The sequence below is a fragment of the Pseudoroseomonas sp. WGS1072 genome, assembly GCF_049340465.1.
GTDB lineage: Bacteria > Pseudomonadota > Alphaproteobacteria > Acetobacterales > Acetobacteraceae > Pseudoroseomonas.
In genome coordinates this window covers 1,978,691-2,004,359 of sequence record NZ_JBMPSU010000001.1, presented here as the reverse complement: position 1 = coordinate 2,004,359, position 25,669 = coordinate 1,978,691, and the positions used below count along the sequence as shown (strand labels likewise).

The following is a 25,669-nucleotide window of genomic DNA, read 5'->3' as shown; positions in this document are numbered from 1 at the left end:
GCACCGGGGGTGGCTGGGAAGCCCCGCCCCCCCTTCCTCGGCCCTCAGGCCGGTACGGGACGGCGCGTGCCGATGCCGAGGATGGCGGCATCGGGCGCGAGCAGGCCGAGCATCACCACCGGCTGGGTGGCGGCATTGCCCTCCCCGGCCAGCGGGCTGGTCAGCACCTCGAGGCAGCCCTGGTGATCCCGCACCCGGCCGCGCAGGGCGCGGAAGCTCGCCTCGTACAGCGTCTGCAGGCGCTGCAGCTCGGCCGTCTCCAGCGGCAGGGCGCCGGCCTCGCGCGCCAGCCGCGCGGCGCTCAGCGCCCGCATCAGCAGGCCGAGCTTGAAGGACCAGAAGCCGCCATCATCCTCCCACGGCCCCGGCGCCGCCCCCCCGCCCCCGCCTCCGGGGAGCCGGCCGCGCACGAAGGGCGTGTCGAGATTGTGCCGCCGCCCCTCGCCCAGCGCGACATCGACGCTGCCGAGGCGGAGCGCGGCGATGGCGCGCCGCAGCGCCGTCTGCAGGACCGGATCGGGGCGCTGGGGCAGCAGCCGGGCCAGCGCCAGCATCGCGGCGGCGTGGCAGTCCAGATAGGGCATCTGCCCCAGATCGGCGAAGGCGCCGCCATCCTCGTCGGGGCGCTGCAGCGGCAGCATCAGCGCCAGGCCACGCTCGATCAGGGCGGTGTAGCGGCCATCGCCCGTGGCGCGCTGCATGGTGTCCAGCGAGACCAGGGCGAAGGCGAGGGCGCGCAGGTAGCCGCGCGCCGGGTCCGGCGCCGCGCCATGGCCGCCGAGGCCGGCGAAGAAGGCGGTGAGGTGGCGGTCGTACCAGGCCTGCATCGCCGCCAGGCGCCCGGGCGGCAGCGGCGGCTCGTAGCTGCCGTGCCGGGCGTGGAGGATCTGCGTCGCCATCGCGTTCAGCGCCGTGCCGACATCGGCGGTGAGCCCCGGGTCGCGCCCGCCGAGCAGGCCGGGATCGTGCAGCATGGCGGCATAGGCGGCGGTGGCGCCCGGCTGCGTGCCGGCGGTGATCAGCCGCGCCTCGCGCAGGGTGAAGGCCTGCCCCCCCTCCAGGCGCGGCACGGCGTGACGGGTCAGCAGCCAGTGCAGGCGGCCGCTCCGGGCCTGCGCCTTGACGCTGAACACCGCATCGGGCGCCAGCGGGTGCAGGTGGATGCCGTTGGCGGTGCCGGGAGGCGCCTCCTCGACCATGCTGATGAGGCCGACCGCGCCCTCCGCCAAGGTGACCAGGCCGTCCTCGGGCAGTGGCGCGGTGCGCAGCGCGGCACCGGCGGCGTCGCCCAGCACCACCTGCCGGATCGGCCGTCGCGCCTCGCCGGAGAGTTCGTCGAGCGCGGTGGTCAGGCGGATGTCCGACAGGCTGACGCCCGGCTCCGCGCGCAGCGTGACGGCGAGCATCAGGCGCGGGTCCGTGGCGCTGATGCTGTATTCGTAGCGCAGCCGGCCGACCACGCTCTCCGACCGGCGCAGCAGGCCGGCCGGCACCTTGAGCAGGCTCTCGTGGAACAGGACGGCGCCATCGGGGCGGGTCAGCAACCCGTGCTCGACGATGCTGTCCTCCACATCCAGGCAGTGCCGCTGCCGGCCGAGGCGGAACTCGACGAGATGCCCCGTGTGGCGCAGCTCGCGCTGCGCGGGACCGCCGCGCACCGACTGCCGCACCAGGCCGCGCGAGAGATCGCCCTGGAAGCTGTGGGTGCCGGTCAGGATCAGGAAGTCGCGCGGGTCGTCCTGCTGCACCACGCATTCCGGGGGCGCCAGGCGGCGCAGCAGCAGCTCCCCGCGGCCCATGGCGAGGAGGAACTCCGTCAGGTCATCGGCCAGATGGCCCCATTTGCGCCGCAGTTCCGGCTGCGCCAGCAGTTCCACCGCGGCGGCGCTGTCGGCGGTCCAGCACCATTCGGAGGTGGGAAAGGGCAGGTGCGTCTCCCGCAGCGCCGGCACGGCAAGCCCGTCCAGGGGCGCGGCCCGCAGCAGGCGGCGCTCCATGAAGGCGATCAGGCGGTCGCGCTCGGGCTCACGCAGCAATTCGGCCATTGGCAGTTCCGGCTCCATCGATCGGCGGCGGCGCATGATAGGCAAGCTTTGCGGCGAACGCACGCGGTGAGCGAGTCGAATCAGAAATCATCCGCCTCAGGTTGCAGTCTCGTGGCACACAAAGGGGCGCCCGGCCATCTCCGTAGGCTTGGCCATAATTCGGCCGCAAGGCGGGAAACCACCATGCCTTTGTTCCAAAAGGCCTTTCTCCCCGTCCGCGGTGTCACAGCCGCGTGAATACGGCGCAAAAATGGCGTTCGGGCGGGATTAAGGCTGGAATGTGGCGGCGGCTTGCCCCAATTATGTCTGCAGCAAGGAGGCCAGCATGTTCGATCGCAAGCAGACCATCGCCGAGACCGACGCCCGCAAGACCGCCCCGATCAACGAGCGGCTGCGCGAGGATGCCTTCCGTGCCGACACCGCCTCCAGCTTCAGCCAGTGGAACAGCTGGGGCGAGCGCAACAGCCTGAGCCTCGGCTCCTACGGCCGCTGGTAAGCGGCGCGCCCTGACGGCGGTCGTCCCCGAAGCCCGGCCCCCCAGCCGGACTTTTTGCTGCCCGGGCCGCGCCGGCCCCGGCCCTTCCGTTTTCCTTAGACGGGCCGGCCCGGCTTTTGCTTCGCTCCGGGCATGACCGGATGCATCGCCTTCCTCCTCAACGGCGAACCTCGCCGCCTGCCGCCCGCCACGCCCCCCGGCCTCACCCTGCTGGACTGGTTGCGCGCCCCTGACGGCGCGGGGCTGCCCGGCACCAAGGAAGGCTGCGCCGAGGGCGATTGCGGCGCCTGCACCGTGGTGCTCGAGGAGGCGGATGGCAGCCGCATCCCGGTCAATGCCTGCCTGGCCCTGCTCGGACAGATGCATGGCCGGGCGATCCGCACGGTCGAGGGGCTGGGCGGGGGCGCGGCGCCGCATCCGGTGCAGCGCGCCATGGCGGAGGGCGACGCCACGCAATGCGGCTTCTGCACCCCCGGCATCGTCATGTCCGCCTGGGCCCATGCGCGGGAGGGCGGGGCGGCCGATGAGGCGCTGGCCGGCAATCTCTGCCGCTGCACCGGCTACCGGCCGATCCTGGCGGTGCTCGAATCCCTCACCGATGACGGGGCGCCGCCGCCCTCCCCGCCCCCCGTGGAAAGCGCCGAGTTCATCGCGCCCGGCCAGGTCTTCCACCGCCCGGCCAGCCTGGCCGAGGCCCTGGCGCTGCGTGCCGCTCACCCGGAGGCCTGGCTGCTGGCCGGCGGCACCGACCTCGGCCTGCGCGTCTCCGAACACCGGGAAAGGCCGGGGCGCATCCTCGGCCTCTCCGGAGTGGCGGAGCTGCAGGCGCTGGCGGTGCATCCCGGCCGGCTGCGCATCGGCGCCGGCGTCACCTATGACCGGCTGCTGAAGGCCATCGCGCCCCTGCCCGATCTGGCGCCGCTCGCCGCTTATCTCCGCCGCCTCGGCTCGCGGCAGATCCGCGGCATGGGCACGCTGGGCGGCAATCTCGGCACCGCCTCGCCGATCGGCGACGCCCTGCCGCCGATGCTGGCCCTCGGCGCAGAGCTGGTGCTGGCCTCCGCCGCCCGCGGCGAGCGGCGCCTGCCGGTGGCGGAGTTTCTCACCGGCTATCGCCGGACCGCGCTGGCGCCGGACGAGATCATCGCCGCTATCGACCTGCCCCGCCCGCCCGCCGGCGCGATCCTGGCCTGCGAGAAGCTCTCCAGGCGGCACGACCAGGACATCTCCGCCGTCTCCGCCGCCTTCCTGCTGCGGCTCGGGGAGGGTGTCATCGACGGGGCGCGGCTGGCCTTCGGAGGCATGGCCGCCACCGCCACCCACGCCCCCGCCGCCGAGGCCGCGCTGGTTGGCGCGCCGCTGGCCGAAGCCAGCTTCGAGGCCGCCGCCGCCGCCCTGGCGCGCGACCTCACGCCGCGCGACGACTGGCGCGGCAGCGCGGCGTACCGGATGCGGGGCGCGCAGGGCCTGTTGCGGCGGCTCTACTGGCGCGCCGCCCGGCCCGACCTGATGCTCGAGGTGCAAGGCTGATGGACACCCCGCCCCCGAGCCGGAGCGGCATGGGCGCCGCGCTGCGCCAGGACAGCGCGCTGCGCCACGCCACCGGCGAGGCCCGGTTCCTCGACGACCTGCCCGAGCCCCCTGGCCTGCTGCACGCCGCCCTGGCCCTCTCCCCGGTGGCGCATGGAAGTCTGGCGCCGCTCGACCTGGCCCCGGCCCGCGCCGTGCCGGGGGTGGTCGCCGCCTTCGGGCCGGCCGAGGTGCCGGGACGCAACGACATCTCGCCCAGCGGCAAGGCGGCGGAGGTGCTCTTCGCCACGGGCCATGTGGCGCATTGGGGCCAGCCGCTGGCCCTGGTGGTCGCGACCACGCGCGACGCGGCCCTGGCCGGCGCCGGCGCGCTGCGGCCGGAGATCGCGGAGTTGCCGCCCATCCTCTCCATCGAGGCGGCGCTGGAGGAAGGGGCGCTGCTGATGCCGCCCCAGGTGATCGCGCGCGGCGACTGGGAAGGCGCCCTGGCCGCCGCGCCGCGCCGCATCCAGGGCGAGTTCCGCTGCGGCGGGCAGGAGCATTTCTACCTGGAAGGTCAGATCGCGCTCGCCATCCCCGGCGAGGATGGCGATCTCGTCCTGCATTCCTCCACCCAGCACCCGACCGAGGTGCAGCACATCGCGGCCCGCGTGCTGGGCTGCGACTACAACCGGATCACGGTGCAGTGCCGGCGCATGGGCGGCGGCTTCGGCGGCAAGGAGAGCAACGCCTCCTGGATCGCCGCCGCCGCTGCCCTGGCGGCCCGGCTGACCGGGCGGCCGGTGAAGCTGCGCCTCTCCCGCCGCGCCGACATGGCGGCGACCGGCAAGCGCCATCCCTTCCTCTACCGCTGGCGGGCCGGGATCGACGCGCGGGGCCGCGTCCTCGCGCTGGACGCGACGCTGGCCGCCGATGGCGGGCACAGCCTGGATCTCTCGGGCGGCGTCATCTTCCGCGCCGTGACCCATGCGCTGAACGCCTATGACGTGCCGGCGGTGCGGATCACCGGCCTCGCCTGCAGGACCAACACCGTCAGCAACACCGCCTTCCGCGGCTTCGGCGGGCCGCAGGGCGCGCTACTGATGGAGGACGTGCTGCACGGCGCCGCCCGCGCGCTGGGCGTCCCGGTCGATTCGTTGCGAGAACGGAACTTCGCCGGCGGGCCGAATGGCGCCGAGACCCCCTATGGCCAGGCGCTGGAGGGCGACCTCATCCGCCGCGTCTGGGCCGAGGCGCGGCGCGACGCGGACTGGGAGGCGCGCCGCGCGGAGATCGATGCCTTCAACGCCGCCCATCCGACGCTCCGCCGGGGCCTCGGCGGCTTCGCGCTCGCCTTCGGCATTTCCTTCGGCATCATGGCGATGAACCAGGCGGGCGCGCTGGTGCATGTCTACACCGATGGCTCGATCCGCCTGAACCATGGCGGCACCGAGATGGGCCAGGGCCTGTTCATCAAGATCGCCCAGGTGGTGGCCGAGGTGTTCGGCGTCGAGGTGGAGCGCATCCGCATCACCGCCACCTCCACCGCCGAAGTGCCCAACACCGCGCCCACCGCCGCCAGCACCGGCTCCGACCTGAACGGCTGGGCGGCGCATCAGGCGGCCTCCGCCATCCGCGCCCGCATGGCCGCCGTCGCCGCCGCGCTGTGGAAGGTGGAGGCGGCGGCGCTGCGCTTCGCCGATGGCCGCGTGACCGCCGGCAACCACGCCATGGACTTCGGCGAGCTGGCGCAGCAGTGCTGGGCGCAGCGCGTCAGCCTCTCGGCCACCGGCTTCTACAGGACGCCCGACATCCACTGGGACCCGGTGGCGATGCGCGGCGAGCCCTTCTTCTACTTCTCCTACGGCGCCGCCTTCGCCGAGGTGCTGGTCGATACCCTCACCGGCGAGTACCGCGTCACCCGCGCCGATCTCGTGCAGGATTGCGGACGCTCGCTGAACCCGGCCATCGACCGTGGGCAGATCGAGGGGGCCTTCCTGCAGGGGATGGGCTGGCTGACCTGCGAGGAGCTGTGGTGGGACGCGGCGGGGCGGCTCCGCACCCTGGGCCCGTCCACCTACAAGATCCCCGGCTCGCGCGAGATGCCGAAGGCCTTCCACCTGCGGCTGCTGGAGGACAGTCCGGCGCGGGCCAACACCATCTTCCGCTCCAAGGCGGTGGGGGAGCCGCCGCTGCTGCTGGCGACCTGCGTCTGGAACGCGCTGCGCGATGCGGTCTCGCCACTCGGCGAAACGCCACGGCTCGACCTGCCGGCGACGCCGGAGCGCGTGCTGGCGGCGCTGCGGAGCGGGGCGCAGGTCAGGCAGCCGTGAATGGACAGCCACCCCTCCGGACATCCAGCCTGCCCCGGCAACAGGAGGCGGCACCATGTCGGACGACAACTGGCCCGAGATCCCCTATGCGCCCTGGCGCGAGACCTGCGCCGCGCTGCACCTCTACTGCCAGGTCCTCGGCAAGTACCGGCTCGCCCATGCGCCCTGGGTCAACCATTCCTGGCACGCCACCCTCTATCCGGAGACACGCGGCCTCACCACCGGCCCGGTGCCGGACGGGCCCGGCGGCATCACCCTGGGGCTGGACCTGATCGGCCATGCCGCCTGGGGTCAGGCGGCGGACGGGCGGGAGGCGCGCTTCGCGCTGGGGCCGATGTCGGTCGCGGCGTTCCATGCCCGGCTGCTGGAGATGCTGCGCTACCTTGGCGGCACGGCGCGGTTCCATGGCATCCCGAACGAGGTTCCCGATCCCGTCCGCTTCACCGAGGACACCACGCCCCGCCCCTACGACGCCGCCGCGGTGGCGCGCTTCCACCGGGCCCTGCTCTCGGTCAGCCATGTGTTCCGGCAGTTCCGCACCGGCTTCCTCGGCAAGGTCAGCCCGGTGCATCTCTTCTGGGGCAGCTTCGACCTGGCGGTGACGCGCTTCTCCGGCCGCGCCGCGCCGCCGCATCCGGGCGGGGTGCCCGGCCTGCCCGACCCGGTGACGCGCGAGGCCTACAGCCACCAGGTCTCCTCCGCCGGCTTCTGGCCGGGCGGCGGCGGGGTGGAGGAGCCGGCCTTCTATTCCTACGCCTATCCCGCGCCGGAGGGTTTCGCGGCGGCGGCCGTGCGGCCGGCGGCGGCGCGCTTCGACACCGGGCTCGGCGAGTTCCTGCTGCCCTACGAGGCGGTGCGCCAGGCCGCCGACCCGGCGGCGCTGCTGCTCGAATTCCTGGAGAGCAGCTATGGCGCGGCGGCCGATCTCGGCCGGTGGGACCGGGCCGCGCTCGACTGCGCCATGGGCCGGCCCGGCCGGCCGCGTCCGGTCTGAGGGTTCCGGCTGGGGAGAGCGCTCAGAGTCCCAGCTTCCGCGCCGCCCCGCGCAGGAAACCGCCGAGCGCCGCGTGGAATTCCGGCTCGTCGAGCAGGAAGGCGTCGTGGCCCTTGTCGGAGTCGATCTCGATGAAGGAGACATTGGCCGCCGCCGCGTTCAGCGCCCGGACTAGCTGCCGGCTCTCGCTGGTGGGGAAGAGCCAGTCGGAGCTGAAGCTCGCCACGAAGAAGCGCGTGCGGGTGCCGCGGAAGGCGGCGGCCAGATCCCCGCCATGCTCGGCGGCGAGGTCGAAATAGTCCATCGCCCGGGTGATGGTGAGGTAGCTGTTGGCGTCGAAGCGGCGGACGAAGGTGCTGCCCTGGTGGCGGAGGTAGCTCTCCACCTCGAAGACATCCTCGAGGAAGTTCAGCGCCGAGGCGCCGCGCAGCCGGCGGCCGAACTTCCGCGTCAGCGCCTGCTCCGAGAGATAGGTGATATGCGCCACCATGCGCGCGACGGAGAGGCCCTTGGCCGGGATCCGCCCATCCTCCCAGTAGCGGCCGCCCCGCCAGTCCGGGTCGGAATGGATGGCGGCGCGGCCGACCTCGTGGAAGGCGATGTTCTGCGCGCTGTGGTGCGTCGCCGTCGCGATCGGCGCCGCCGCGTGCACCATCTCCGGGAAGGTCGCCGCCCATTCCAGGCACTGCATGCCGCCCATCGAGCCGCCGACCACGGCCAGCAGCCGGTCGATGCCGAGATGCCCGACCAGCAGCCGCTGCGCGCGCACCATGTCGCGGATGGTGACGGGCGGGAAGTCGATGCCCCAGGGCTCGCCGTCCTCCGTCCCGTCGCGCGGGCTGCGCGGCCCGGTCGAGCCCATGCAGCCGCCCAGCACATTGGCGCAGATGACGAAGTAGCGATCGGTGTCGATCGGCCGGCCGGGCCCGACGATCGCCTCCCACCAGCCGGGCTTGCCGGTCAGCGGCTGCCGCTCGGCCAGGTACTGGTCCCCGGTCAGGGCATGGCAGACCAGCACGGCATTGCTGCGCGCGGCGTTGAGCCGGCCATAGGTGCGGTAGGCCACGTCCATGGGGGCGACGACCGCCCCGCAGTCGAGCGCCAGCCCCTCGGGGAAGCGGACATGGCGGTGCGCCACGGAAGCGCCGGGGGCGGCGGGCATCGAAGGGATCGGCTGCGCCTGACTCATGATGCCGCAAGCAATAAGATGGCGGGCGCCTCAGGTCCATCATGCCCGATCCCGCCGCCGGCTCCGTCGGGCCGGACGGCTTCCGGCTTGGCGGCGGGGCGGGGGGGCTCTATTGCTGGCGGCTGATGCGTGACCCGACCGCCGAACCGCCGCCCGCCGCGCCGCTCCCGGCCTCCTCCGCGCCGCCTGCGGCGCTCGCCACGCTGCGCGCCCAGATCGACACCCTCGACGATGCCCTGCACGATCTGCTGATGCGCCGCGCCGATCTGGTGGCGGAGATGGCCGGCGGGCGGGCGAAGGGCGGCGGCGCCATCTTCCGCCCGGGGCGCGAGGCGTCGATCCTGCGCCGCCTGCTGGCCCGCAACCGGGGCGCCCTGCGGCGGACGGTGGTGCTGCGGGTCTGGCGCGAGATCATCGCCGCCTCCCTGGCGCAGCAGGGGCCCTTCTCGGTGGCCGTGGCGCCCGGAGAGACGCTGGCCGGAGAGGAACTGGCCGATCTGGCGCGCGGCCATTTCGGCGGGCTCACGCCGCTGCACCCCCATCCCACCCCCTGCCGCGCCCTGGCCGCGCTGGAGCGGGGCGAGGCCAGCCTGGCGGTGCTGCCGGCCCCGCGCGAGGAGGAGCCGGCCGCGGCGGCCTGGTGGACCCGGATGCAGGCCCCCCGCCTGCAGGTGGTCGCCGCCCTGCCCTTCCTGGCCGCCGGCGCCGCGCCGGGCGCCTGCGTCGTGGCCGCCCTGCCGCCGGAGCCGACGGGGCGCGACCACAGCCTGCTGCGCCTCGCGCCGGTGCCCGGCCAGCCGCGCAGCCATGCCGTCGCCGCCCTCAGGGCCGCGCTGGAGGCCGCCGGCCTGCCGCCGCTGGCCCTGCTGTGGCGCGAGCAGCCGGAGCCGGCCATGCTGGCCGTGGTCGAGGGCTTCCTGGAAGCGGGCGATCCGCGCCTCGCCGCCCTGCCCTTCCCCCATCTGCAGATCCTCGGCGCCTATGCCGAGCCCGAGCCGGAAGAATGAGCCGATGACCGTGCCGCCGCGCCCCGCCATCCTGTCGATCGAACCCTATGTCGGCGGCGAGTCGAAGATCCCGGGGGTCAACCGGATCATCAAGCTATCCTCCAACGAGGGCGCCTTCGGTCCGCCGCCCGGCGCCATCGAGGCCATCGCGCGCGCCGCGCGCGAGGCGCACCGCTACCCGGACGGCAACGCCCGCGCGCTGCGCGAGGCGATCGGCGCCCGCTTCGGCCTCGACCCCGCGCGCATCGTCTGCGGCAACGGCTCGGACGAGCTGATCACCCTGCTCTGCCTCGCCTATGCCGGCGAGGGCAGCGAGGTCATCATGTCGGCCTATGGCTTCATGATGTACGACATCACCGGCCGCGCCTCGGGCGCGCGGGTGCTGAAGGTGGCCGAGGTGCCGGCGGAGGGCGGCGGGATGCAGGCCGATATCGACGGCATCCTGGCCGCCGTCGGCCCGCGCACCCGCCTCGTCTTCCTGACCAACCCGAACAACCCGACCGGCACGCTGCTGCCCAATGCGGAGCTGGCGCGGCTGCGCGAGGGCCTGCGCGACGACATCCTGCTGGTGCTCGACAGCGCCTATGCCGAATACGTCACCGCCCCCGGCTACGATCCCGGCGAGGCGCTGGTGGATGCCGCCGGCAACACCATCATGCTGCGCACCTTCAGCAAGATCTTCGGCCTGGGCGGCATGCGCGTCGGCTGGGGCTACGCGCCCGCCGACATCATCGACGTGCTGAACCGCGCGCGCGGCCCCTTCAACGTCGCCGCCGCCAGCCAGGCCGCGGCCATCGCCGCGCTGGCGGAGCCGGGCTGGGTGGAGCGGAGCGTCGCGCACAACAGCGCATGGCGCGAGCGGATGAGCGCGGCGCTGCGCGGCGCCGGCATCGACGTCTGGCCGAGCCAGACCAACTTCATCCTCTGCGACTTCGGCGCGCCCGAGGCGGCGCGGGCGGCGGATGAGAGGCTCAAGGCACGCGGGCTGATCGTGCGCGGCATGGGCGGATACGGCCTGCCGCGCTGCCTGCGCATCACCATCGGCACCGCCGAGGAGTGCCAGATGGTCATCGACGCGCTGGCGGCCGGATAAGCGGCATGGCCGCCCCCCTGTTCCGCCGCCTCTGCCTGATCGGGCTCGGGCTGATCGGCTCGTCCATCGCGCGGCTGGCCCGCGAGCGGGGCGACATCGCCGCCGAGATCGTCGCCTGCGACCACGGCGTCGGCGTCGCCGCAAGGGTGCGCGAGCTGGGCCTGGCCGATGTGGTCGAGGTGGATGCGGCCGCTGCCGTGCGCGGCTGCGACGCGGTGATCCTCTGCACCCCGGTCGGCAGCTTCGCCGGGCTGATGGCGCAGATCGCGCCGCATCTCGAGCCCGGCTGCGTGCTGACCGATACCGGCTCGACCAAGGGCTCGGTGCTGCGCGATCTGCAGCCCCTGCTGCCCGGCGGCGTGCATCTCGTGCCCGGCCACCCGATGGCCGGCACCGAGCATTCCGGCCCCGATGCCGGCTTCGCCACCCTCTTCGAGGGACGCTACGTCATCCTGACGCCGCCGCCCGGCACCGATACGGAGGCGGTGGAGAAGGTGGCCGAGCTCTGGCGCCGCGCCGGCGCCATGCTGGAGAGCATGGACGCGGCCACGCATGACAAGGTCGTGGCCATCGTCTCGCACCTGCCGCACCTGATCGCCTTCACCATCTGCTCCACGGCAGACGATCTGGCGCAGGAGACGCGCGGCCAGGTGCTGAAGTTCGCCGCCTCCGGCTTCCGGGACTTCACCCGCATCGCCTCCAGCGACGTGGACATGTGGCGCGACATCTTCGTCAACAACCGCGAGGCGCTGCTGGAGATGCTGGCGCGCTTCTCGGAGGACGCCCATGCCCTGGGCCGCGCCGTGCGCTGGAACGAGACGGAGTTCATCGAGGACCGCATCCGGCGCGGCCGCAAGATCCGCCGCAGCCTGATCGAGATGAAGCAGGCCTGACCTTCCGGGCGGCTCATTCGACGATCTGGAACTCGCCTTCCAGGTGCAGCTCCACCGTGTCGCTCACCGCCGGGATGACGTAGTCGACGCCGAACTGCGACCGTTGCAGCGTGGCGCGGCCGTCGAAGCCGATGGTGTAGCGCTGGCTCACCGGGTGCACGCCCGCCGCGTTGAACACCGCCTCGAAGCTGACCGGCCGCGTGACGCCGCGCAGCGTCAGATCGCCGGTGATGCGCGCCGTGCGCTCGCCGGTGCGCTCGATCCGCGTCGAGACGAAGCGCGCCTCGGGGTGGCGCTCCACATCGAAGAAATCGGCGCTGCGCAGGTGATGGTCGAGCCCCTCATGCAGGGTGCCGCCCTTGCCCATCGGGATGGTGACGCGAAGGCTGGAGCGCTCCAGCGCCGCCGGATCGAGCGTCAGCTCGCCCCGCACCTCGGTCAGCTGCCCGCTGTAGCGGGAGAGCCCGAAATGCTCGACCGTCCAGGTGATCTTGCCGTGATCGGAGTCCAGGACATAGGTGCCGGCGCGGACGGCGGCGGGGTCGCGGTTGAAGGGCGCGGCCGGCTGCGCCGCCACGGGGGAGAGGACCACGGGGGAGAGGACCGGCGGCGCGGCGGCGAGGGCGGCGAGCAGCAGCCCGGCCGAAAGGATCTTGTTCACGGCATGCTTCCCGGCATGGTTCCGGCGGGGCGCCACGCCCCGCCTCGGCCCGAGGTGGCGACGGTGCCGCGGGAATCAACCGTCAGCGCCAGCCATCAGATGCTCGCGCAGCCGCTGCGCCTGCGGGCTCGGCGCGCCGCCCCGCCGCCAGCACAGCCTGAGCTCGCGCACCGCCCAGTCCTCGGCCAGCCGGACCACGGCGAGGCTGCGCGCGTGCCGCAGCGCCGCGCTCCGCGGCAGGATGGCGATGCCGGCCCCGGCCGCGACCATGCGGCAGACCGGATCGCTGCCGCCCAGGCTGACGCGCAGCCTGAGGTGCCCGCCGAGCCGCGCCGCCGCCTGCCAGGCCAGGTGCGCCTGCAGCGCGCTTTCGGCGCCGAGGCCGATGAAGTCCTCGCCCAGCAGCTCGGCCAGCCGCAGGCCGCGCCGCCGCGCCAGCGCGTGGCCGCGCGGCAGGATCACCACCAGCCGGTCGCCCCGGAAGGGCGCGGAGTCCAGCCCCTCGACCCCCGGCAGCGCCCAGTCGGCGGCGATGCCGAGATCCGCCTCGCCGGCCATCAGCGCCGCCAGGATGGCCGGGCTTGGCCGCTCGCGCAGGTCGATGTCGATGCGGGGATGGGCCGCCAGGAAGCCGGGCAGGACGCGCGGCAGGATCTCGCCGCAGGCCGCGCCATTGGCCCAGAGCCGCACCAGCCCCCGCGCGCCCCCGGCATGCTCGGCCAGCTCGCCGCGCAGCCGCGCCATCTGGTCCAGCACCTGCCGCGCATGCTGCAGCAGGGTCAGGCCGGCGGCGGTCGGGCGGGTGCCGCGCCGGCCCCGCTCCAGCAGGCGCAGGCCGGCCTGCTCCTCCATGCCCCGGATGCGGGCGCTGGCGGCCGCCAGGGCGAGGTGGCTGCGGGCCGCCCCGGCGGTGATGCTGCCCGCCTCGGCCACGGCGCGGAACAGGCGCAGATCGGTCAGGTCGAAATGCACGGCCGGGCCCTGCCTTCGTCACGGGCGAAGACTGCCTTGCCCGGCCTCGCATTGTGCGCGCCCCGGCCGGCGGCGCAAGCTGCCCCGCATGAACACCGAGATCCTGCTCTGGACGGCCATCGGCCTCTGCTTCTTCCTGGCCGGCATGGTGAAGGGCGTCATCGGCCTCGGCCTGCCGACGGTCGCCATCGGCCTGCTCGGCCTGTTCCTGCCGCCGGCCCAGGCGGCCTCGCTCCTCCTCCTGCCTTCGCTCCTGACGAATCTCTGGCAGGCCGCCTCCGGCGGCGCGCTGGGTGCCCTGCTGCGCCGGCTGGCACCGCTGCTGGCCGGCATCCTGGCCGGCACCGCCCTCGGCGTCGTCCTCGGCATCGGGCTGGGCCAGGCCGACGCGGCCCAGGCCCGGCTGGTCCTGGGGCTGGCGCTGATCCTCTACGGCCTGTTCGGCCTGGCCGAGCGGAGCCTCGCCCTGCCGCTGCGCCACCAGGGCTGGGGTGGCGGGCTGGCCGGGCTCGTCACCGGCGTCATCACCGCCGCCACGGGCGTCTTCGTGATGCCGGCGGTGCCCTATCTGCAGGCGCTGCGCCTGGAGCGCGCCGAGCTGCTGCAGGCGATGGGCCTCTGCTTCACCGCCGCCACCCTGGCCCTGGCGGGCGGCCTGGCCGGCAGCGCGGGGCTTGGCGGCGGCGCGCTGCTCGGCTCGGCCCTGGCGGTGCCGCCCACCCTGCTCGGCATGGTCGCGGGGCGGCGGCTGGCCCTCTCGCCCCGGCTGTTCCGCCGGCTGTTCTTCCTCGGCCTGCTGGCGCTGGGCCTGCATCTCGCCTGGCCAGGCTGAGGCGCCGCCCCATCTGGACGGCATGACCGAGCCGGCACCGCTGATCCTGAGCCTGGAACCCGACGCCACCAGCCTCGCCCGGCTGGAGGCCCTGCGGCGGGCGCATTTCCCGCCCGAACGCAACCGGATCCCGGCGCACCTCACCCTGTTCCACGCCCTCCCCGGCGCGGCGCTCGGCGCGATCACCGCCCGGCTCGCGGCCGTGGCCGCGGCGACGCCGGTCCTGCCCCTGGCCTTCACCGGCCCGCGCAGCCTGGGGCGCGGCACCGCCATCGCCGTCGACAGCGCGCCGCTGCACCGCCTTCGCGCCGGGCTGGCGGAAGCCTGGCGGCCCTGGCTCGGCGCGCAGGACCGGCAGGGCTTCCGCCCGCATGTGACGGTGCAGAACAAGGTCACGCCCGAGGCGGCCCTCGCCCTTCTCGCGGCGCTGCGGCAGAACCTGCCGCCGTGGGAAGGAACGGCGCAGGCGCTGCTGCTCTGGCACTATCGCGGCGGGCCCTGGGAGGCGGCCGGGCGCTTCCCCTTCACGGCGCCGGCGCCCGGCGCGGGCTGAGCGCCGGCCTGCGCCTGCAACCCGGATGGCCGCGCCCGCGCTAGATTCGGGAAGCGCCGCGAGATCCCCCAATGACCGACCCCACCCGCCGCCCCCAGGCCGACCAGGACCGGGCGGACGCGAAGTCCGATGCCGAGATCGAGAGCAGCGGCGGGCCGCTGACGCCCGAGGAGGAGGAGGAGGTCGAGGAGCATGCCAAGCTCCGCCCGCTGGCCATCTACGAGGTGGTGCGGCAGGAGGGCGTCGAGGAGCTGGGCCGCCCCTGGCAGGGGCTCTGGTGGTCGGGCCTCGCCGCCGGCCTCTCCATCGGCATCTCCATCACCACCGAGGGCACGCTGCACGCGCTGCTCCCCGAGGCGCCCTGGCGGCCGCTGGTCGAGAGCCTGGGCTACACGGTCGGCTTCCTGATCGTCATCCTGGCGCGGCAGCAGCTGTTCACCGAGATCACCCTGACGGCGGTGCTGCCGGTGCTGGCGCATCCGACGCGCAAGTCCCTGGGCGCCCTGGCGCGCAACTGGTCCGTGGTGCTGGTGGCCAATCTGGCCGGCACCGCCATCTTCGCCGGGGTGCTGGCCACCGAGGGCTTCCTGCCCGGCTTCGTGTCCAAGGGAGCGCAGGCGATCTCCGAGCACATGATCGAGGTGACGCCGTGGCAGGCCTTCCTGCGCGCCGTCCTCTCCGGCTGGATGATGGCCCTGCTGGTCTGGATGCTGCCGCTGGCCGAGGCGGCGCGCTTCTGGGCGATCGTGCTGATCACCTACCTGATCGCCCTGTTCGAGCTGTCCCATGTGGTGGCCGGCTCGGTGGAGATCTTCCTGCTGGTCTTCGAGGGCCGGATCGGCCTGCTGCACGGCGCGGCCACCTACCTGCTGCCCTTCCTCGCCGGCAATGTCATCGGCGGCTCGGCCCTCTTCGCCCTGCTCGCCCATGTCCAGGTCTGGCAGGAGATGCCGGATAGGGAGGCCAGGGCGCACCCGGCCTCCCGGCGGCGGCCTACTTCGTACTCGGATAAGCCCGCGGATGGGTGATCTGGTCCGGCGGCCCCGGTGGCCGCACCGGGCCGGGCCGGCCGCAGGCGGCGAGCAGCGGCAGCAGCAGCGCCAGCGCCAGCAGCGCCGGGAGAGCCCGCCTCATGCCAGCCGCTCCCGCCATTCGGCCGCCATGCGCCGGACATTGACCGGCGCCGTGCCGCCATAGGAGGTGCGCGAGGCGACCGAGGCCTCGACGCTCAGCACATGGAAGACGCCGCCATGGATGCGCGGCTCCTCGGCCTGCAGCTCCTCCAGCGACAGGCCGGAGAGGTCCACGTCCCGCGCCTCCGCTCGTGCCACCAGGCGGCCGGTGACGTGGTGCGCGTCGCGGAACGGCAGGCGCAGCTCGCGCACCAGCCAGTCGGCGAGATCGGTCGCGGTGGAGAAGCCGGCGCCGGCGGCCTCGCGCAGCCGGGGGCCGTCCGCCTTCATGTCGCGCACCATGCCGGCGGTCGCGGCGAGCGCCAGCGCCATGGTCTCGGCCGCGTCGAACAGGCCCTCCTTGTCCTCCTGCATGTCCTTGCCATAGGTCATCGGCAGGCCCTTCATCACCGTCAGCAGCCCGATCAGCGCGCCGGAGACGCGGCCGACCTTGGCGCGCACCAGCTCGGCGGCGTCCGGGTTGCGCTTCTGCGGCATGATCGAGGAGCCGGTGGTGTAGGCGTCGGACAGCTTGACGAAGCCGAAATAGGGGTTCGTCCAGAGCACGATCTCCTCCGCGAAGCGGGAGAGATGCGTCGCGCAGATCGCCAGGACGGCAAGGAATTCCAGCGCGAAGTCGCGGCTCGCCACGGCGTCCAGGCTGTTGCGCATCGGCCCGTCGAAGCCCAGCGCGGCGGCGGTCATGTGGCGGTCGATGGCGAAGCCGGTGCCGCAGAGCGCGGCCGAGCCCAGCGGGCTCTCGTTCATCCGCGCGCGGCAGTCGCCGAGGCGGGAGCGGTCGCGCCCCAGCATCTCGACATAGGCCAGCAGGTGGTGGCCGAGGGTGGTGGGCTGCGCCGGCTGCAGGTGGGTGAAGCCCGGCATCACCGTCGCCGCGTGCTCGTCGGCGCGCTCCGTGAGGGCGCGCATCAGGTCGGCGAGCTGGCCGTCGATGCCGTCGATCGCGTCGCGCACCCACAGGCGGACATCGAGCGCCACCTGGTCGTTGCGGCTGCGCGCGGTGTGCAGGCGCTTGCCGGCCTCGCCGATGCGCTCGGTCAGCCGCGCCTCGATGTTCATGTGGATGTCCTCCAGCGCCTCGCTGAAGGGGAAGTCGCCCGCCTCGATCTCGGCGGCGATGCCGGAGAGGCCTTCCCTGATCGCGGCCTCGTCATCGGCCGAGATGATCCCTACATGGCGCAGCATGGCGGCATGGGCCAGGCTCCCGCGGATGTCCTGCCGCCACATCTTGCGGTCGAAGCCGATGGAGGCATTGATCGCCTCCATGATGGCCGAGGGGCCGGCGCTGTAGCGCCCCCCCCACTGCTGATTGCCCTGGCTGCGGCCTGAACTGGACCCGCTGGAGCTGGACCCATTGGAACTGGACAAGGAAGGATCTGCCTCGTGTTGCTCGGACGCCGCCCTCTGCTCTCGCTGCTCGCGGCCGGGGCGACCCTAACCACGCTGCTTCGGGCACGGCAAGGGATTGCGGCGGCGCCGGGCCCGAAGCCCTCCGCCGGCGAGGCCCCCGAAGGCCTCGCCAAGCTGGAGGCCATCCCGCCCCGCCCCGCCCCCGCGCTCGACTTCACCGACGCGCAGGAACAGCCCGCCAGCCTCGATGCTTTCCGGGGCAAGGCGGTGCTGGTGAATTTCTGGGCCACCTGGTGCCCGCCCTGCGTCGCCGAGATGCCGGCGCTGGACCGCGCTCAGCAGGCGCTCGGCCCCGAGGGCTGGGTGGTGCTGGCGCTGTCCTCCGACCGGGGCGGCCGCGCCCAGGTCGAGGCCTTCTACCAGCGCACCGGCGTGCGCAGCCTCGGCGTCTGGCTCGATCCCAAGGGCGCGGCGGCGCGCGCCGCCGGCTCGCGCGGCCTGCCGACCAGCCTGATCGTCGACCGCGCGGGGCGGGAGGTGGCGCGGCTGGAGGGCGCCGCCGCCTGGGACCATCCGGCCTTCCTGGCGCGGCTGCGCGCCCTGGCGGAGGGCCAGGACACGACCTGACCGGGCGCGCCCCTGGGTCGCCCCGGCGGCCCCCCCGATCATCGCTTCTTCCGGCGGAGGCCAGGGTCTAGCCTCGCCGGTGGCGCAACAGCCGAGAGGAGATCCGGATGCCCCGACCGAGCATCGTCATCGAAAGCGACAGTCGCGAGGCGGTGGCGCTGGCCCTGCTGCAGCTCGTGCTGCGGGCGGAGGACGCGCCGCGCGATGCCGCCGGCATCCTGGCCGCGTATCGCGACTGCCTCGACGCCGTGCGCGGCCCGGCGCCGCCGCTCGCGGCGGAGCCGCTGGCCCTCGAGGAGGAGGAGCCGGCCAGCATCGGCGAGGAGGATGCCGCGCCGCGGATCGCCCCGCCGCCCCCGCGCCGCCGCAAGCCGCGCAAGGGCTGAGCGCCCCCTCTCGACGGCCGCCGCGCCCGGCGCGACACTCGTCCGACGGATCCGGATGGATGAGGGAGCTGGCATGACGGAACTTTGGCGCCTTGAGGCCCATCAGATCGCGGCGCGCGTGGCGGCGCGGGAGATCTCGGCGCGGGAGGTGGCGCAGGACGCCCTGGCGCGTCTCGCCGCCGTCAATCCGGCCATCAACGCCGTGGTGCAGGAAATGCCGGAGGAGGCCCTGGCGGCCGCCGACGCGGTGGATGCGGCATTGGCCCGCGGCGAGGCGGCGGGGCCGCTCGCCGGCGTGCCGGTCACCATCAAGGTGAATGTCGACCAGAAGGGCCACGCGACGACCAATGGTCTGCGCATCCAGCGGGAGCTGGTCGCCACCGAGGACAATCCGGTGGTGGCCAACCTCCGGCGCGCCGGCGCCGTCATCATCGGGCGGACCAACACGCCGGCCTTCTCGCTGCGCTGGTTCACCCGCAACGCGCTGCATGGCCATACGCGCAACCCGCGCAATCCGGCACTGACGCCGGGCGGCTCTTCCGGCGGCGCCGGGGCCGCGGTCGCGGCCGGCATCGGCGCCATCGGCCATGGCACGGATATCGGCGGCTCGATCCGCTACCCGGCCTATGCCTGCGGGGTGCACGGGCTGCGGCCGACGCTGGGCCGGATCCCGGCCTGGAACCCCTCCGGCGCCGAGCGCGCCATCGGCGCCCAGCTGATGGCGGTCTCCGGCCCGCTGGCCCGCTCCATCGCCGATATCCGCCTCGCCCTCGCCGCCATGGCGGCCGAGGATCTGCGCGACCCCTGGTGGGTGCCGGCGCCGCTGGACGGGCCGCCCATGCCGAAGCGCGCCGCGCTCTGCATCCGCCCGGAAGGCCTGGCGACGAAGCCCGAGGTGGAGCAGGCGCTGCGCGACGCGGCGCTGCGGCTGCAATCGGCGGGCTGGAGCATCGTCGAGACCGCCTGCCCGCCGCTGCGCGAACCGGCGCGGCTGCAGGCCATGCTCTGGCTGGCCGAATCCCGCCGCAACGGCAACACCGCCTATGAGCGCGAGGGCGATCCGGACGCCCGCTTCGTGCTGGCGCAGATGGAGCGCCTGGCCACGGCGCCCGACCTCGACGCCTTCCAGGACGCGCTGCAGGCCCGCGCCGGCTTCACCCGGCAGTGGCAGCTCTTCCTGCGGGACTATCCGGTGCTGCTGCTGCCGGTCTGCGCCGAGCCGCCCTTCCCCGACCTGCTGGACATCGAATCCCCCGCCGCCTTCGACCGGGTGATGGAGGCGCAGCTCGTGCAGGTCGGGCTGCCGCTGATGGGGCTGCCCGGCCTCACCGTCGCCACCAGCGGCGGGCGCGCGCCGATGGGCGTGCAGCTGATCGCCGGGCGCTACCGCGAGGACCTGCTGCTGGCGGCCGGCGCGGCGATCGAGGCGGCCGGCCCCGGCGTCGAGCCCTGCGACCCCGCCACGGCCTGACGGAATGGCGCCGCCGGCCCCAGGAACGGATGGCCGAACCGTCGGCGGCGCCTCAGCCGATCCGCAACCAGCCCATCATGCCGGTCTCCAGGTGCTCCAGCACGTGGCAATGGAACATCCAGTTGCCTGGCGCCGCCACGAAGGCGATCTCGGCGCGCTCGCGCGGCTGCAGCAGCACGGTGTCGGCCAGGAATCTCGGCAGGCCCTCCTGGCGCGAGAGCGACAGCACCTCGAAGGTGTGGCCGTGCAGGTGGATCGGGTGGGGGTGCGGCGTGGTGTTGTGCAGCTCGAAGATGTAGCTGCGGCCGGCCTTCAGCTCGGCCAGCGGCGGCGGCAGGTGGCGGTGGTCGCCCTGCGCGCCGCCGGGCCAGGTGGACTTGTTGATCGCCCAGAAGGTCTGGCGCCCGGTGCAGAGGCTGTCCAGCAGCACCTGCGCGAAGGGGTCCTCCGGCGGCAGGCCGGCGATATCCCCCGGCGCTGTTCCCGGCAGGCCGAGCGATGCGCTGAAGGCGAAGGGCAGCCGCTCGGCGCGCGCGAGGTCGGCGCGCGGAACGCGGCCCGGGCGCAGCCCGCGCGGCGCGAAGGGGCGCGGCGGCCGGGTGGAGGGCGCGGCGGTGAGGCGCGCGATCGGCCAGGGCGTGCGGGAGAAGTCGTCATGGAGCGTGACGGTCCCGCCCGCCGCCGGGGCGCGCAGCAGCAGATCGAGCCGCATGGCCGCGCCGACCCTCCAGCCCTCGAGCGGGGCGGGCGGCAACAGGGCATTGCCGTCGGTGGCGATCACCACGGCCTCCGCCCCCTCCACGCGCGGCGTCAGGGTGCGGGTGGCATCGAGGTTGAGCAGACGGAGCCGCACATCGCCATGCGCCGGCACCGTGGCCGAGAAGTCCGGCCGGCCGTTGACGGCGCGCCGCGTCCCGAAGGTGCCCGCCCGGCCGGCACCCTGTGGCGTCACGAAGGGCAGCCAGGCGCCATCCCCGGCCAGCCGCCAGTCCTTCACCGCCAGGACGATATCGGCATCGGCGGGCTCCGCCTCGTCGCCCTCCACCACTAGCACGGCGGCGAGGCCGCGCCCGACCTGCCCGGGCTCGTTGCAGTGCGGATGCAGGAAGAAGGTGCCGGTGTCGGGCGGCGTGAGGTCGTAGGTGAAGCTCTGTCCCGGCTCGACCGGCGGCTGGGTGACGTATTGCACCCCATCCATGGCGTTGGGTCCGCGCACGCCATGCCAGTGGATGGTGGTGTGCTCGGGCAGGCGGTTCTCCAGCACGGCCCGGATGCTGTCTCCCTGCCGGATCCGCATCACCGGCAGCAGGCCGTCCGTATAGCTCCAGATGCGCGAGGCCGGGCCTTCGGGACCCAGGAGGCGGGCCTCCCGCTCGGCGGCGACGAAATGCCATTCATGCCGCCGCCCCGCCTGCTGGCCCGCCTGGGCAGGCGCCGCCCTCGCCAGGCCGAGCCCCGCTAGCCCGGCGAGCAGACCACGGCGCCGAAGGGAGGAGAACCCGGTCATGCGCGGCGCGCGCGGCCGGGGATGGAGGAGGAGATCATGCCAGGACTCCGGCGGCGGGTAAGGTCTGAGGTCGACCCTAGCCCCGCTTCCGGCGAAAGTCCTGCTGGTTGCGAGCCGTTCGCAGGAACGGCCGGCCGGGGGACAACCCCCCGCTGTCAGTCGAGGCTGCGGCCCTGCGACTGCGCGGCCAGGGCACGGGCCATCTGGCTCAGGGCCTCCTGGTGCTTCTCGTTGTCGATCAGCGCGAAGTTGCGGGCCAGTTCGAGGCACATGCGCTGCCGCACGCCGAGGGGCTGCGCCGAGCCGTCCTCCGCCAGGCCCTCGAAGAACCAGGAGACCGGCACCGCCAGGACGGCGGCGATCTCGAAGAGACGGCCGGCGGAGATCCGGTTCAGGCCACGCTCGTACTTGTGCGCCTGCTGGTAGGTGACGCCGATCATGCTGGCGAGCTGCTGCTGCGACAGGCCCAGCATCAGCCGGCGCTCGCGGATCCGCGCGCCCACATGCTTGTCGGCCTGCTTGGCGCGCTGGGTCGAGGGATCCTCCGATTCCTCGCCCACTGCGCGTGGCCCTGCCACGATGTCATCCACGTCGGTTGCGGCCATGCTGCTCATCCAGGAAGCGATGTTCTCAACCTCAAATAGGATAAGCCTGCGCAAACTTTGTCGCAGATCGTTCGGTCTCTTCTAACAATCGCGTGATAATTCAACTCGATTCAGAGGGATCTCTCAGGATTTTCCCGAATTGCTCTCGGCTTTCGCCAGACGCTGCCGCAGAAGTTGTACTTCCTCCCGCAGAGCCGCAACCTCATCCGCCTCCGCCGGCGCGCCGGGCGTGGAGTCGCGGCGCGGGAAGGGGCTGAACAGCGTCATGGCGCGCTCCATCATCGCCATGTTCTGCTTGCTGACCTCCTCGAGCCCGGCGAGCGGATTGACCATGGGCTTGAAGTTGCCCATGGCCTGCTCGACGGAAACCCGCATCTGCTCCTGCTGGCGCGCGAAGGTGCCCATGGCGGCCTCCAGATAGCGCGGCACCAGGGATTGCAGGCTGTCGCCGTAGAAGCCGATGAGCTGACGCAGGAAGGAGGTCGGCAGCAGGCTGCGGCCCTTGGCCTCTTCCTCGACGATGATCTGCGTGAGCACACCGCGGGTGATGTCGTCGCCGGATTTCGCGTCGTAGACGACGAAGTCGCGGCCGTCGCGGACCATGTGCGCGAGATCCTCCAGCGTCACGTAGGAGGAGGCCTCGGTGTTGTAGAGCCGGCGGTTGGCGTATTTCTTGATGACAACCGTCGGCCTCGTCGCGTCCTCGGCCACGTGCTGCTTCGCCTGCTCGGCCATGCTCTCTTCCTCCCGGTCCCGCTGGAGCGATGCGAGGACGCTAGCATGACACATCCCGCAGTGCGACAAGCGTCTGGTGGCGCAACGATCCCGCCCGCCCTTTCGCGCGCGCCATCCGGCGCTATGTTCCGGCGCGCGCCAGGCGGATTCCCGGTGAGGCCGGCAAGGCGGGGCGCCGCAACGAAGGATCGGTATGTCGCGCAGCGCGGGGACCGGGGCGGACGACCCGGAAGGCACGCTCGAGAGGCTGGCAGAGGATTGGATCACGCTGTGGCAGAGCGAGATCACGGCGCTGGCCGCGGATCGCGAACTGGCGGAGGCCTGGGCGGCGCAGGTCTCGCTGGCCGCCGCGCTCGGCGCCGCCTGGATGCGCGGCGCCGCGGCGCCGCGCGGGCCGGCGCCGTCCTGGCCCGGCTTTCCCGCCCCGCCGGGCTTCGGCGCGCCCGGCTTCCCGCCGAACCCCGCCCCGGGCGCCCCTCCCGGCTTCGCCGGCCTCTTTCCATCGGGTCTCTTTCCATCCGGCTTGTTCCCGCCCGGCCTGTTCCCCTGGACCGCCGCCGACAGGCCGGCCGGCACGCCGCCGCAAGGGCCGGCGCCCGATGAACCCGCCGCCGCCGAACCGCCGCGGCCCCCGCCCCCTGCCGATGCATCTGAGCCTGGCGCTGATGCGGGGCTGGGGCGCGGCGATGGCGCTGACCCCGGAGGGGCGGCCCTCCTCGGCCGGCTGGCCGAGCTGGAACGGCGCCTGGCCGATCTCGAGGGCAGGGCAGCGGGAGGCGCAGCGGATCGCCGCCGCCTTCGCCGCCGCCGGCCACCCGCCTGAGCGGTTCCGCGCCGCCGTGCTGCGCCGCCTGGCGCGGCAGGACCGTGCCCTCGTCGCCGGCATCGCCGCCTATCGCCGCCATCCCTACCGGCGCGACATGGCGGAGCCGCCCGTGCTCTGGCGGGAGGGCGGCAGCCGCCTGCTCGACTATGGCGGCGCGGGGCCGCCCCTGCTGGTGGTGCCCTCCCTGGTCAACCGCGCCTATGTGCTGGACCTGACGCCGGAGCACTCGATGCTCCGCCACCTGGCGGCCTCGGGCAGCCGGGTGCTGCTGCTCGACTGGGGGTGGCCGGAGGCGGCGGAACGCGGCTTCACCCTGACCGACTACATCGCCGGCCGGCTGGAGCGGGCCCTGGCCGCCCCCGCCCTCGCGCCGCTCGGGCCGCCGGTCCTGCTCGGCTACTGCATGGGCGGCCTGCTCACCCTGGCGCTCGCGCTGCGCCGCCCGGAGCGGCTGCGCGGCCTGGCGCTGCTGGCCACGCCGTGGGATTTCCATGCCGGGGAGGAGGGCGCCGCCGGCCGCGCCGCGGCCCTGGCCGCCCTGCTGCCGGGGCTGGAGCCGGCGCTGGACCTGCACGGCGCGCTGCCGGTCGATGCCATCCAGACGCTCTTCGCCGGCCTCGATCCCTGGAGCATCGCCGGCAAGTTCCGCGCCTTCGCCGCCATGGATCAGGCCGGCGCCCGCGCCCGGCTCTTCGTCGCGCTGGAGGACTGGCTGAACGACGGCGTGCCGCTGGCGGCCCCCGTGGCGCGCGAGGCGCTGGCCGGATGGTACGGCCGCAACGAGCCGGCGCGGCTGGCCTGGCGCGTGGCGGGGGCGGCGGTCGATCCGGCGGCGCTCACCCTGCCGAGCTTCGTCGCCGTGCCGGAGGCCGACCGTATCGTGCCCCCCGCCTCGGCCATGGCGCTGGCCGCCCGGCTGCCCGGCGCCCGGGTGGAGCGCGTCGCCGCCGGGCATATCGGCATGGCGGCGGGCGGGCGGGCGGAGCGTGTGCTCTGGCGGCCGCTGGGCGAATGGCTGGCGGGCCTCTGAGCACCCCGGCCATGGACAGGCCGCCCCGCGCGGCCCACCTTGTGGCCCAGCCGCCCCCGCCACAGATTGTGTCGGGACCGCACCGTTGCCGCCCTTCCCGGCCGCGACGCAGAACAGCAAAGGGAGTCGACCAGCCCCATGACCGATATCGTCATCGCATCCGCCGCGCGCACGCCCGTGGGCTCTTTCAACGGTGCCTTCGCCAGCCTGCCCGCGCATCTCCTGGGCAAGGTCGCGATCGAGGCGGCGCTGTCCCGCGCCGGTGTCGAGGCCGGCGAGGTGGACGAGGTGATCCTCGGCCAGATCCTGACCGCCGGCGCCGGGCAGAACCCCGCCCGTCAGGCCGCCATCGCCGCCGGCATCCCGGCCGGGGCCACCGCCTTCGGCATCAACCAGCTCTGCGGCTCGGGCCTGCGCGCCGTGGCGCTGGCGGCGCAGCAGATCGCCTCGGGCGATGCCTCCATCGTCGTCGCCGGCGGGCAGGAGAGCATGACCCAGGCGCCGCACTGCGCGAACCTCCGCGCCGGCGTGAAGATGGGCGACTTCGCCATGGTCGACACGATGATCCGGGACGGGTTGTGGGACGCCTTCAACGGCTACCACATGGGCAACACGGCCGAGAACGTGGCGCAGAAGTACCAGATCAGCCGCGACGAGCAGGACGAGTTCGCCTTCAACTCCCAGCGCAAGGCCGGCGAGGCGATGAAGTCCGGCGCCTTCCGCGACGAGATCGCGCCGGTCACGGTGAAGGGCCGCAAGGGCGACACGGTCGTGGAGAACGACGAGTACCCGAAGCCCGAGACCAGCCGCGAGATCCTGGCCAAGCTGCGCCCGGCCTTCGCCAAGGACGGCTCGGTCACCGCCGGCAATGCCTCGGGCATCAATGACGGCGCCGCGGCGCTGGTGGTGATGTCGGCCGCCGAGGCGGCGAAGCGCGGCCTGACGCCGCTGGCCCGCATCGTCTCCTGGGCCACCGCCGGCGTCGATCCGGCGATCATGGGCACCGGCCCGATCCCGGCCAGCCGCAAGGCGCTGCAGAAGGCGGGCTGGAACCACCAGGATCTCGACCTGATCGAGGCCAACGAGGCCTTCGCCGCCCAGGCCTGCGCGGTGAACAAGGACCTCGGCTGGGACACGTCGAAGGTGAACGTGCATGGCGGCGCCATCGCGCTCGGCCATCCGGTCGGCGCCTCGGGCGCGCGGGTGCTGACCACCCTGCTCTACGGCATGAAGTCGCGCGGCGCGAAGAAGGGGCTGGCGACGCTGTGCATCGGCGGCGGCATGGGCGTCGCCATGTGCATCGAGGCCGCCTGAGCCCCCGGGGGAAGGGCCGTCTCCGGGCGGTCCGTCCCGCCGCTTCGA

The 25,669-nt window shown here is 73.8% G+C and carries 25 protein-coding genes; 16 read left to right on the top strand and 9 right to left on the bottom strand.

What is annotated here, in order from left to right:
• Positions 1-44 precede the first annotated feature (44 nt).
• On the bottom strand, positions 45-2,081 hold the full coding sequence (locus tag ACF3NH_RS09630) for a hypothetical protein (RefSeq protein WP_422922659.1): 2,037 nt from the start codon (positions 2,079-2,081) through the stop codon (positions 45-47).
• A 289-nt stretch (positions 2,082-2,370) separates the two neighbouring features.
• Between ACF3NH_RS09630 and ACF3NH_RS09625 the strand changes: the two genes are divergently transcribed.
• From ACF3NH_RS09625 to ACF3NH_RS09610, 4 genes are all read left to right on the top strand, one after another.
• Positions 2,371-2,541 (top strand): hypothetical protein, encoded by a 171-nt coding sequence (locus ACF3NH_RS09625; protein WP_198365414.1) that lies wholly within the window; start codon positions 2,371-2,373, stop codon positions 2,539-2,541.
• A 132-nt stretch (positions 2,542-2,673) separates the two neighbouring features.
• Positions 2,674-4,071: an FAD binding domain-containing protein gene (locus ACF3NH_RS09620; protein WP_422922658.1), complete on the top strand. Its 1,398-nt coding sequence runs from the start codon at positions 2,674-2,676 to the stop codon at positions 4,069-4,071.
• Complete coding sequence (gene xdhB, locus ACF3NH_RS09615; protein WP_422922657.1) at positions 4,071-6,383, top strand: xanthine dehydrogenase molybdopterin binding subunit; 2,313 nt, start codon at positions 4,071-4,073, stop codon at positions 6,381-6,383. The genes ACF3NH_RS09620 and xdhB overlap by 1 nt, the downstream gene beginning before the upstream one ends.
• 55 nt (positions 6,384-6,438) lie before the next feature.
• Positions 6,439-7,377 (top strand): DUF5996 family protein, encoded by a 939-nt coding sequence (locus ACF3NH_RS09610; RefSeq protein ID WP_422922656.1) that lies wholly within the window; start codon positions 6,439-6,441, stop codon positions 7,375-7,377.
• Between the two features lie 22 nt (positions 7,378-7,399).
• Here the strand turns inward: ACF3NH_RS09610 and metX are convergent, their stop codons facing one another.
• Complete coding sequence (gene metX / locus ACF3NH_RS09605; protein WP_422922655.1) at positions 7,400-8,539, bottom strand: homoserine O-acetyltransferase MetX; 1,140 nt, start codon at positions 8,537-8,539, stop codon at positions 7,400-7,402.
• A 68-nt stretch (positions 8,540-8,607) separates the two neighbouring features.
• Here metX and ACF3NH_RS09600 point away from each other — a divergent pair, with 68 nt between their 5' ends.
• Genes ACF3NH_RS09600 through ACF3NH_RS09590 form a run of 3 tightly spaced genes read left to right on the top strand, consistent with a single transcriptional unit; the run spans position 8,608 to position 11,559 of the window.
• On the top strand, positions 8,608-9,573 hold the full coding sequence (locus tag ACF3NH_RS09600) for a chorismate mutase (RefSeq protein ID WP_422922654.1): 966 nt from the start codon (positions 8,608-8,610) through the stop codon (positions 9,571-9,573).
• 4 nt (positions 9,574-9,577) lie between these two features.
• Positions 9,578-10,666: a histidinol-phosphate transaminase gene (hisC, locus tag ACF3NH_RS09595; RefSeq protein ID WP_422922653.1), complete on the top strand. Its 1,089-nt coding sequence runs from the start codon at positions 9,578-9,580 to the stop codon at positions 10,664-10,666.
• A gap of 5 nt (positions 10,667-10,671) precedes the next feature.
• Positions 10,672-11,559 (top strand): prephenate dehydrogenase/arogenate dehydrogenase family protein, encoded by an 888-nt coding sequence (locus ACF3NH_RS09590; protein WP_422922652.1) that lies wholly within the window; start codon positions 10,672-10,674, stop codon positions 11,557-11,559.
• Positions 11,560-11,572: 13 nt separating this feature from the next.
• On the opposite strand, the gene ACF3NH_RS09585 is transcribed toward ACF3NH_RS09590, so the two are convergent.
• The gene (locus tag ACF3NH_RS09585) at positions 11,573-12,220 is read right to left on the bottom strand and encodes a YceI family protein (protein WP_422922651.1); all 648 of its coding nucleotides are present in this window, start codon (positions 12,218-12,220) and stop codon (positions 11,573-11,575) included.
• Between the two features lie 75 nt (positions 12,221-12,295).
• A complete protein-coding gene (locus tag ACF3NH_RS09580; protein ID WP_422922650.1) occupies positions 12,296-13,192 on the bottom strand; it encodes a LysR substrate-binding domain-containing protein in 897 nt (298 codons plus the stop codon).
• Between the two features lie 88 nt (positions 13,193-13,280).
• On the opposite strand from ACF3NH_RS09580, the gene ACF3NH_RS09575 reads away from it, so the two are divergent.
• The 3 genes from ACF3NH_RS09575 to ACF3NH_RS09565 all read left to right on the top strand — a co-directional run bounded on the left by ACF3NH_RS09575 (position 13,281) and on the right by ACF3NH_RS09565 (position 15,605).
• Positions 13,281-14,024 carry a sulfite exporter TauE/SafE family protein gene (locus ACF3NH_RS09575; protein ID WP_422922649.1) on the top strand — a complete coding sequence of 248 codons (744 nt, stop codon included), beginning with the start codon at positions 13,281-13,283 and terminating at the stop codon, positions 14,022-14,024.
• A 22-nt stretch (positions 14,025-14,046) separates the two neighbouring features.
• Positions 14,047-14,577, top strand: a complete 531-nt coding sequence (locus ACF3NH_RS09570) for a 2'-5' RNA ligase family protein (RefSeq protein WP_422922648.1) — start codon at positions 14,047-14,049, stop codon at positions 14,575-14,577.
• Between the two features lie 71 nt (positions 14,578-14,648).
• Positions 14,649-15,605, top strand: coding sequence for a formate/nitrite transporter family protein (locus ACF3NH_RS09565; RefSeq protein ID WP_422922647.1), 957 nt, complete (start codon positions 14,649-14,651; stop codon positions 15,603-15,605).
• Here the strand turns inward: ACF3NH_RS09565 and ACF3NH_RS09560 are convergent.
• Both ACF3NH_RS09560 and argH read right to left on the bottom strand, forming a co-directional pair.
• Positions 15,571-15,711 (bottom strand): hypothetical protein, encoded by a 141-nt coding sequence (locus tag ACF3NH_RS09560; RefSeq protein WP_198365402.1) that lies wholly within the window; start codon positions 15,709-15,711, stop codon positions 15,571-15,573. The genes ACF3NH_RS09565 and ACF3NH_RS09560 overlap by 35 nt on opposite strands.
• Positions 15,708-17,036, bottom strand: a complete 1,329-nt coding sequence (argH, locus tag ACF3NH_RS09555) for an argininosuccinate lyase (RefSeq protein ID WP_232476973.1) — start codon at positions 17,034-17,036, stop codon at positions 15,708-15,710. The genes ACF3NH_RS09560 and argH overlap by 4 nt, the downstream gene beginning before the upstream one ends.
• 117 nt (positions 17,037-17,153) lie before the next feature.
• On the opposite strand from argH, the gene ACF3NH_RS09550 reads away from it, so the two are divergent.
• The 3 genes from ACF3NH_RS09550 (at position 17,154) to ACF3NH_RS09540 (ending at position 19,604) form a co-directional block, all read left to right on the top strand.
• Entirely contained in the window at positions 17,154-17,747 is a 594-nt protein-coding gene (locus tag ACF3NH_RS09550) for a TlpA family protein disulfide reductase (RefSeq protein WP_422922646.1), read from the top strand.
• Positions 17,748-17,854: 107 nt separating this feature from the next.
• Positions 17,855-18,133: a hypothetical protein gene (locus ACF3NH_RS09545; RefSeq protein ID WP_422922645.1), complete on the top strand. Its 279-nt coding sequence runs from the start codon at positions 17,855-17,857 to the stop codon at positions 18,131-18,133.
• Between the two features lie 73 nt (positions 18,134-18,206).
• Positions 18,207-19,604 carry an amidase family protein gene (locus ACF3NH_RS09540; RefSeq protein ID WP_198365398.1) on the top strand — a complete coding sequence of 466 codons (1,398 nt, stop codon included), beginning with the start codon at positions 18,207-18,209 and terminating at the stop codon, positions 19,602-19,604.
• A 52-nt stretch (positions 19,605-19,656) separates the two neighbouring features.
• Here ACF3NH_RS09540 and ACF3NH_RS09535 read toward each other — a convergent pair whose 3' ends face one another.
• The 3 genes from ACF3NH_RS09535 to phaR all read right to left on the bottom strand — a co-directional run bounded on the left by ACF3NH_RS09535 (position 19,657) and on the right by phaR (position 22,451).
• Positions 19,657-21,111, bottom strand: a complete 1,455-nt coding sequence (locus ACF3NH_RS09535; RefSeq protein WP_422922644.1) for a multicopper oxidase family protein — start codon at positions 21,109-21,111, stop codon at positions 19,657-19,659.
• Positions 21,112-21,266: 155 nt separating this feature from the next.
• Positions 21,267-21,716, bottom strand: coding sequence for a helix-turn-helix domain-containing protein (locus tag ACF3NH_RS09530; protein WP_255528639.1), 450 nt, complete (start codon positions 21,714-21,716; stop codon positions 21,267-21,269).
• 123 nt (positions 21,717-21,839) lie between these two features.
• On the bottom strand, positions 21,840-22,451 hold the full coding sequence (phaR, locus tag ACF3NH_RS09525; protein ID WP_198365396.1) for a polyhydroxyalkanoate synthesis repressor PhaR: 612 nt from the start codon (positions 22,449-22,451) through the stop codon (positions 21,840-21,842).
• A 193-nt stretch (positions 22,452-22,644) separates the two neighbouring features.
• Here phaR and ACF3NH_RS09520 point away from each other — a divergent pair, with 193 nt between their 5' ends.
• From ACF3NH_RS09520 to ACF3NH_RS09510, 3 genes are all read left to right on the top strand, one after another.
• Positions 22,645-23,274: a hypothetical protein gene (locus ACF3NH_RS09520; protein ID WP_422922643.1), complete on the top strand. Its 630-nt coding sequence runs from the start codon at positions 22,645-22,647 to the stop codon at positions 23,272-23,274.
• 16 nt (positions 23,275-23,290) lie between these two features.
• Positions 23,291-24,307 carry an alpha/beta fold hydrolase gene (locus ACF3NH_RS09515; RefSeq protein ID WP_370591951.1) on the top strand — a complete coding sequence of 339 codons (1,017 nt, stop codon included), beginning with the start codon at positions 23,291-23,293 and terminating at the stop codon, positions 24,305-24,307.
• 138 nt (positions 24,308-24,445) lie between these two features.
• Positions 24,446-25,621 (top strand): acetyl-CoA C-acetyltransferase, encoded by a 1,176-nt coding sequence (locus ACF3NH_RS09510; RefSeq protein WP_198365394.1) that lies wholly within the window; start codon positions 24,446-24,448, stop codon positions 25,619-25,621.
• Positions 25,622-25,669: the final 48 nt, after the last annotated feature.

Excerpts from the sequence above, each read along its gene's own strand:
- ACF3NH_RS09630 (WP_422922659.1), bottom strand. The coding sequence starts at position 2,081 with ATGCGCCGCCGCCGATCGATGGAGCCGGAACTGCCAATGGCCGAATTG.
- ACF3NH_RS09625 (WP_198365414.1), top strand. The coding sequence starts at position 2,371 with ATGTTCGATCGCAAGCAGACCATCGCCGAGACCGACGCCCGCAAGACC.
- ACF3NH_RS09620 (WP_422922658.1), top strand. The coding sequence starts at position 2,674 with ATGACCGGATGCATCGCCTTCCTCCTCAACGGCGAACCTCGCCGCCTG.
- xdhB (WP_422922657.1), top strand. The coding sequence starts at position 4,071 with ATGGACACCCCGCCCCCGAGCCGGAGCGGCATGGGCGCCGCGCTGCGC.
- ACF3NH_RS09610 (WP_422922656.1), top strand. The coding sequence starts at position 6,439 with ATGTCGGACGACAACTGGCCCGAGATCCCCTATGCGCCCTGGCGCGAG.
- metX (WP_422922655.1), bottom strand. The coding sequence starts at position 8,539 with ATGCCCGCCGCCCCCGGCGCTTCCGTGGCGCACCGCCATGTCCGCTTC.
- ACF3NH_RS09600 (WP_422922654.1), top strand. The coding sequence starts at position 8,608 with ATGCCCGATCCCGCCGCCGGCTCCGTCGGGCCGGACGGCTTCCGGCTT.
- hisC (WP_422922653.1), top strand. The coding sequence starts at position 9,578 with ATGACCGTGCCGCCGCGCCCCGCCATCCTGTCGATCGAACCCTATGTC.
- ACF3NH_RS09590 (WP_422922652.1), top strand. The coding sequence starts at position 10,672 with ATGGCCGCCCCCCTGTTCCGCCGCCTCTGCCTGATCGGGCTCGGGCTG.
- ACF3NH_RS09575 (WP_422922649.1), top strand. The coding sequence starts at position 13,281 with ATGAACACCGAGATCCTGCTCTGGACGGCCATCGGCCTCTGCTTCTTC.
- ACF3NH_RS09570 (WP_422922648.1), top strand. The coding sequence starts at position 14,047 with ATGACCGAGCCGGCACCGCTGATCCTGAGCCTGGAACCCGACGCCACC.
- ACF3NH_RS09565 (WP_422922647.1), top strand. The coding sequence starts at position 14,649 with ATGACCGACCCCACCCGCCGCCCCCAGGCCGACCAGGACCGGGCGGAC.
- ACF3NH_RS09560 (WP_198365402.1), bottom strand. The coding sequence starts at position 15,711 with ATGAGGCGGGCTCTCCCGGCGCTGCTGGCGCTGGCGCTGCTGCTGCCG.
- argH (WP_232476973.1), bottom strand. The coding sequence starts at position 17,036 with ATGGAGGCGATCAATGCCTCCATCGGCTTCGACCGCAAGATGTGGCGG.
- ACF3NH_RS09545 (WP_422922645.1), top strand. The coding sequence starts at position 17,855 with ATGCCCCGACCGAGCATCGTCATCGAAAGCGACAGTCGCGAGGCGGTG.
- ACF3NH_RS09540 (WP_198365398.1), top strand. The coding sequence starts at position 18,207 with ATGACGGAACTTTGGCGCCTTGAGGCCCATCAGATCGCGGCGCGCGTG.
- ACF3NH_RS09535 (WP_422922644.1), bottom strand. The coding sequence starts at position 21,111 with ATGACCGGGTTCTCCTCCCTTCGGCGCCGTGGTCTGCTCGCCGGGCTA.
- ACF3NH_RS09530 (WP_255528639.1), bottom strand. The coding sequence starts at position 21,716 with ATGGCCGCAACCGACGTGGATGACATCGTGGCAGGGCCACGCGCAGTG.
- phaR (WP_198365396.1), bottom strand. The coding sequence starts at position 22,451 with ATGGCCGAGCAGGCGAAGCAGCACGTGGCCGAGGACGCGACGAGGCCG.
- ACF3NH_RS09520 (WP_422922643.1), top strand. The coding sequence starts at position 22,645 with ATGTCGCGCAGCGCGGGGACCGGGGCGGACGACCCGGAAGGCACGCTC.
- ACF3NH_RS09510 (WP_198365394.1), top strand. The coding sequence starts at position 24,446 with ATGACCGATATCGTCATCGCATCCGCCGCGCGCACGCCCGTGGGCTCT.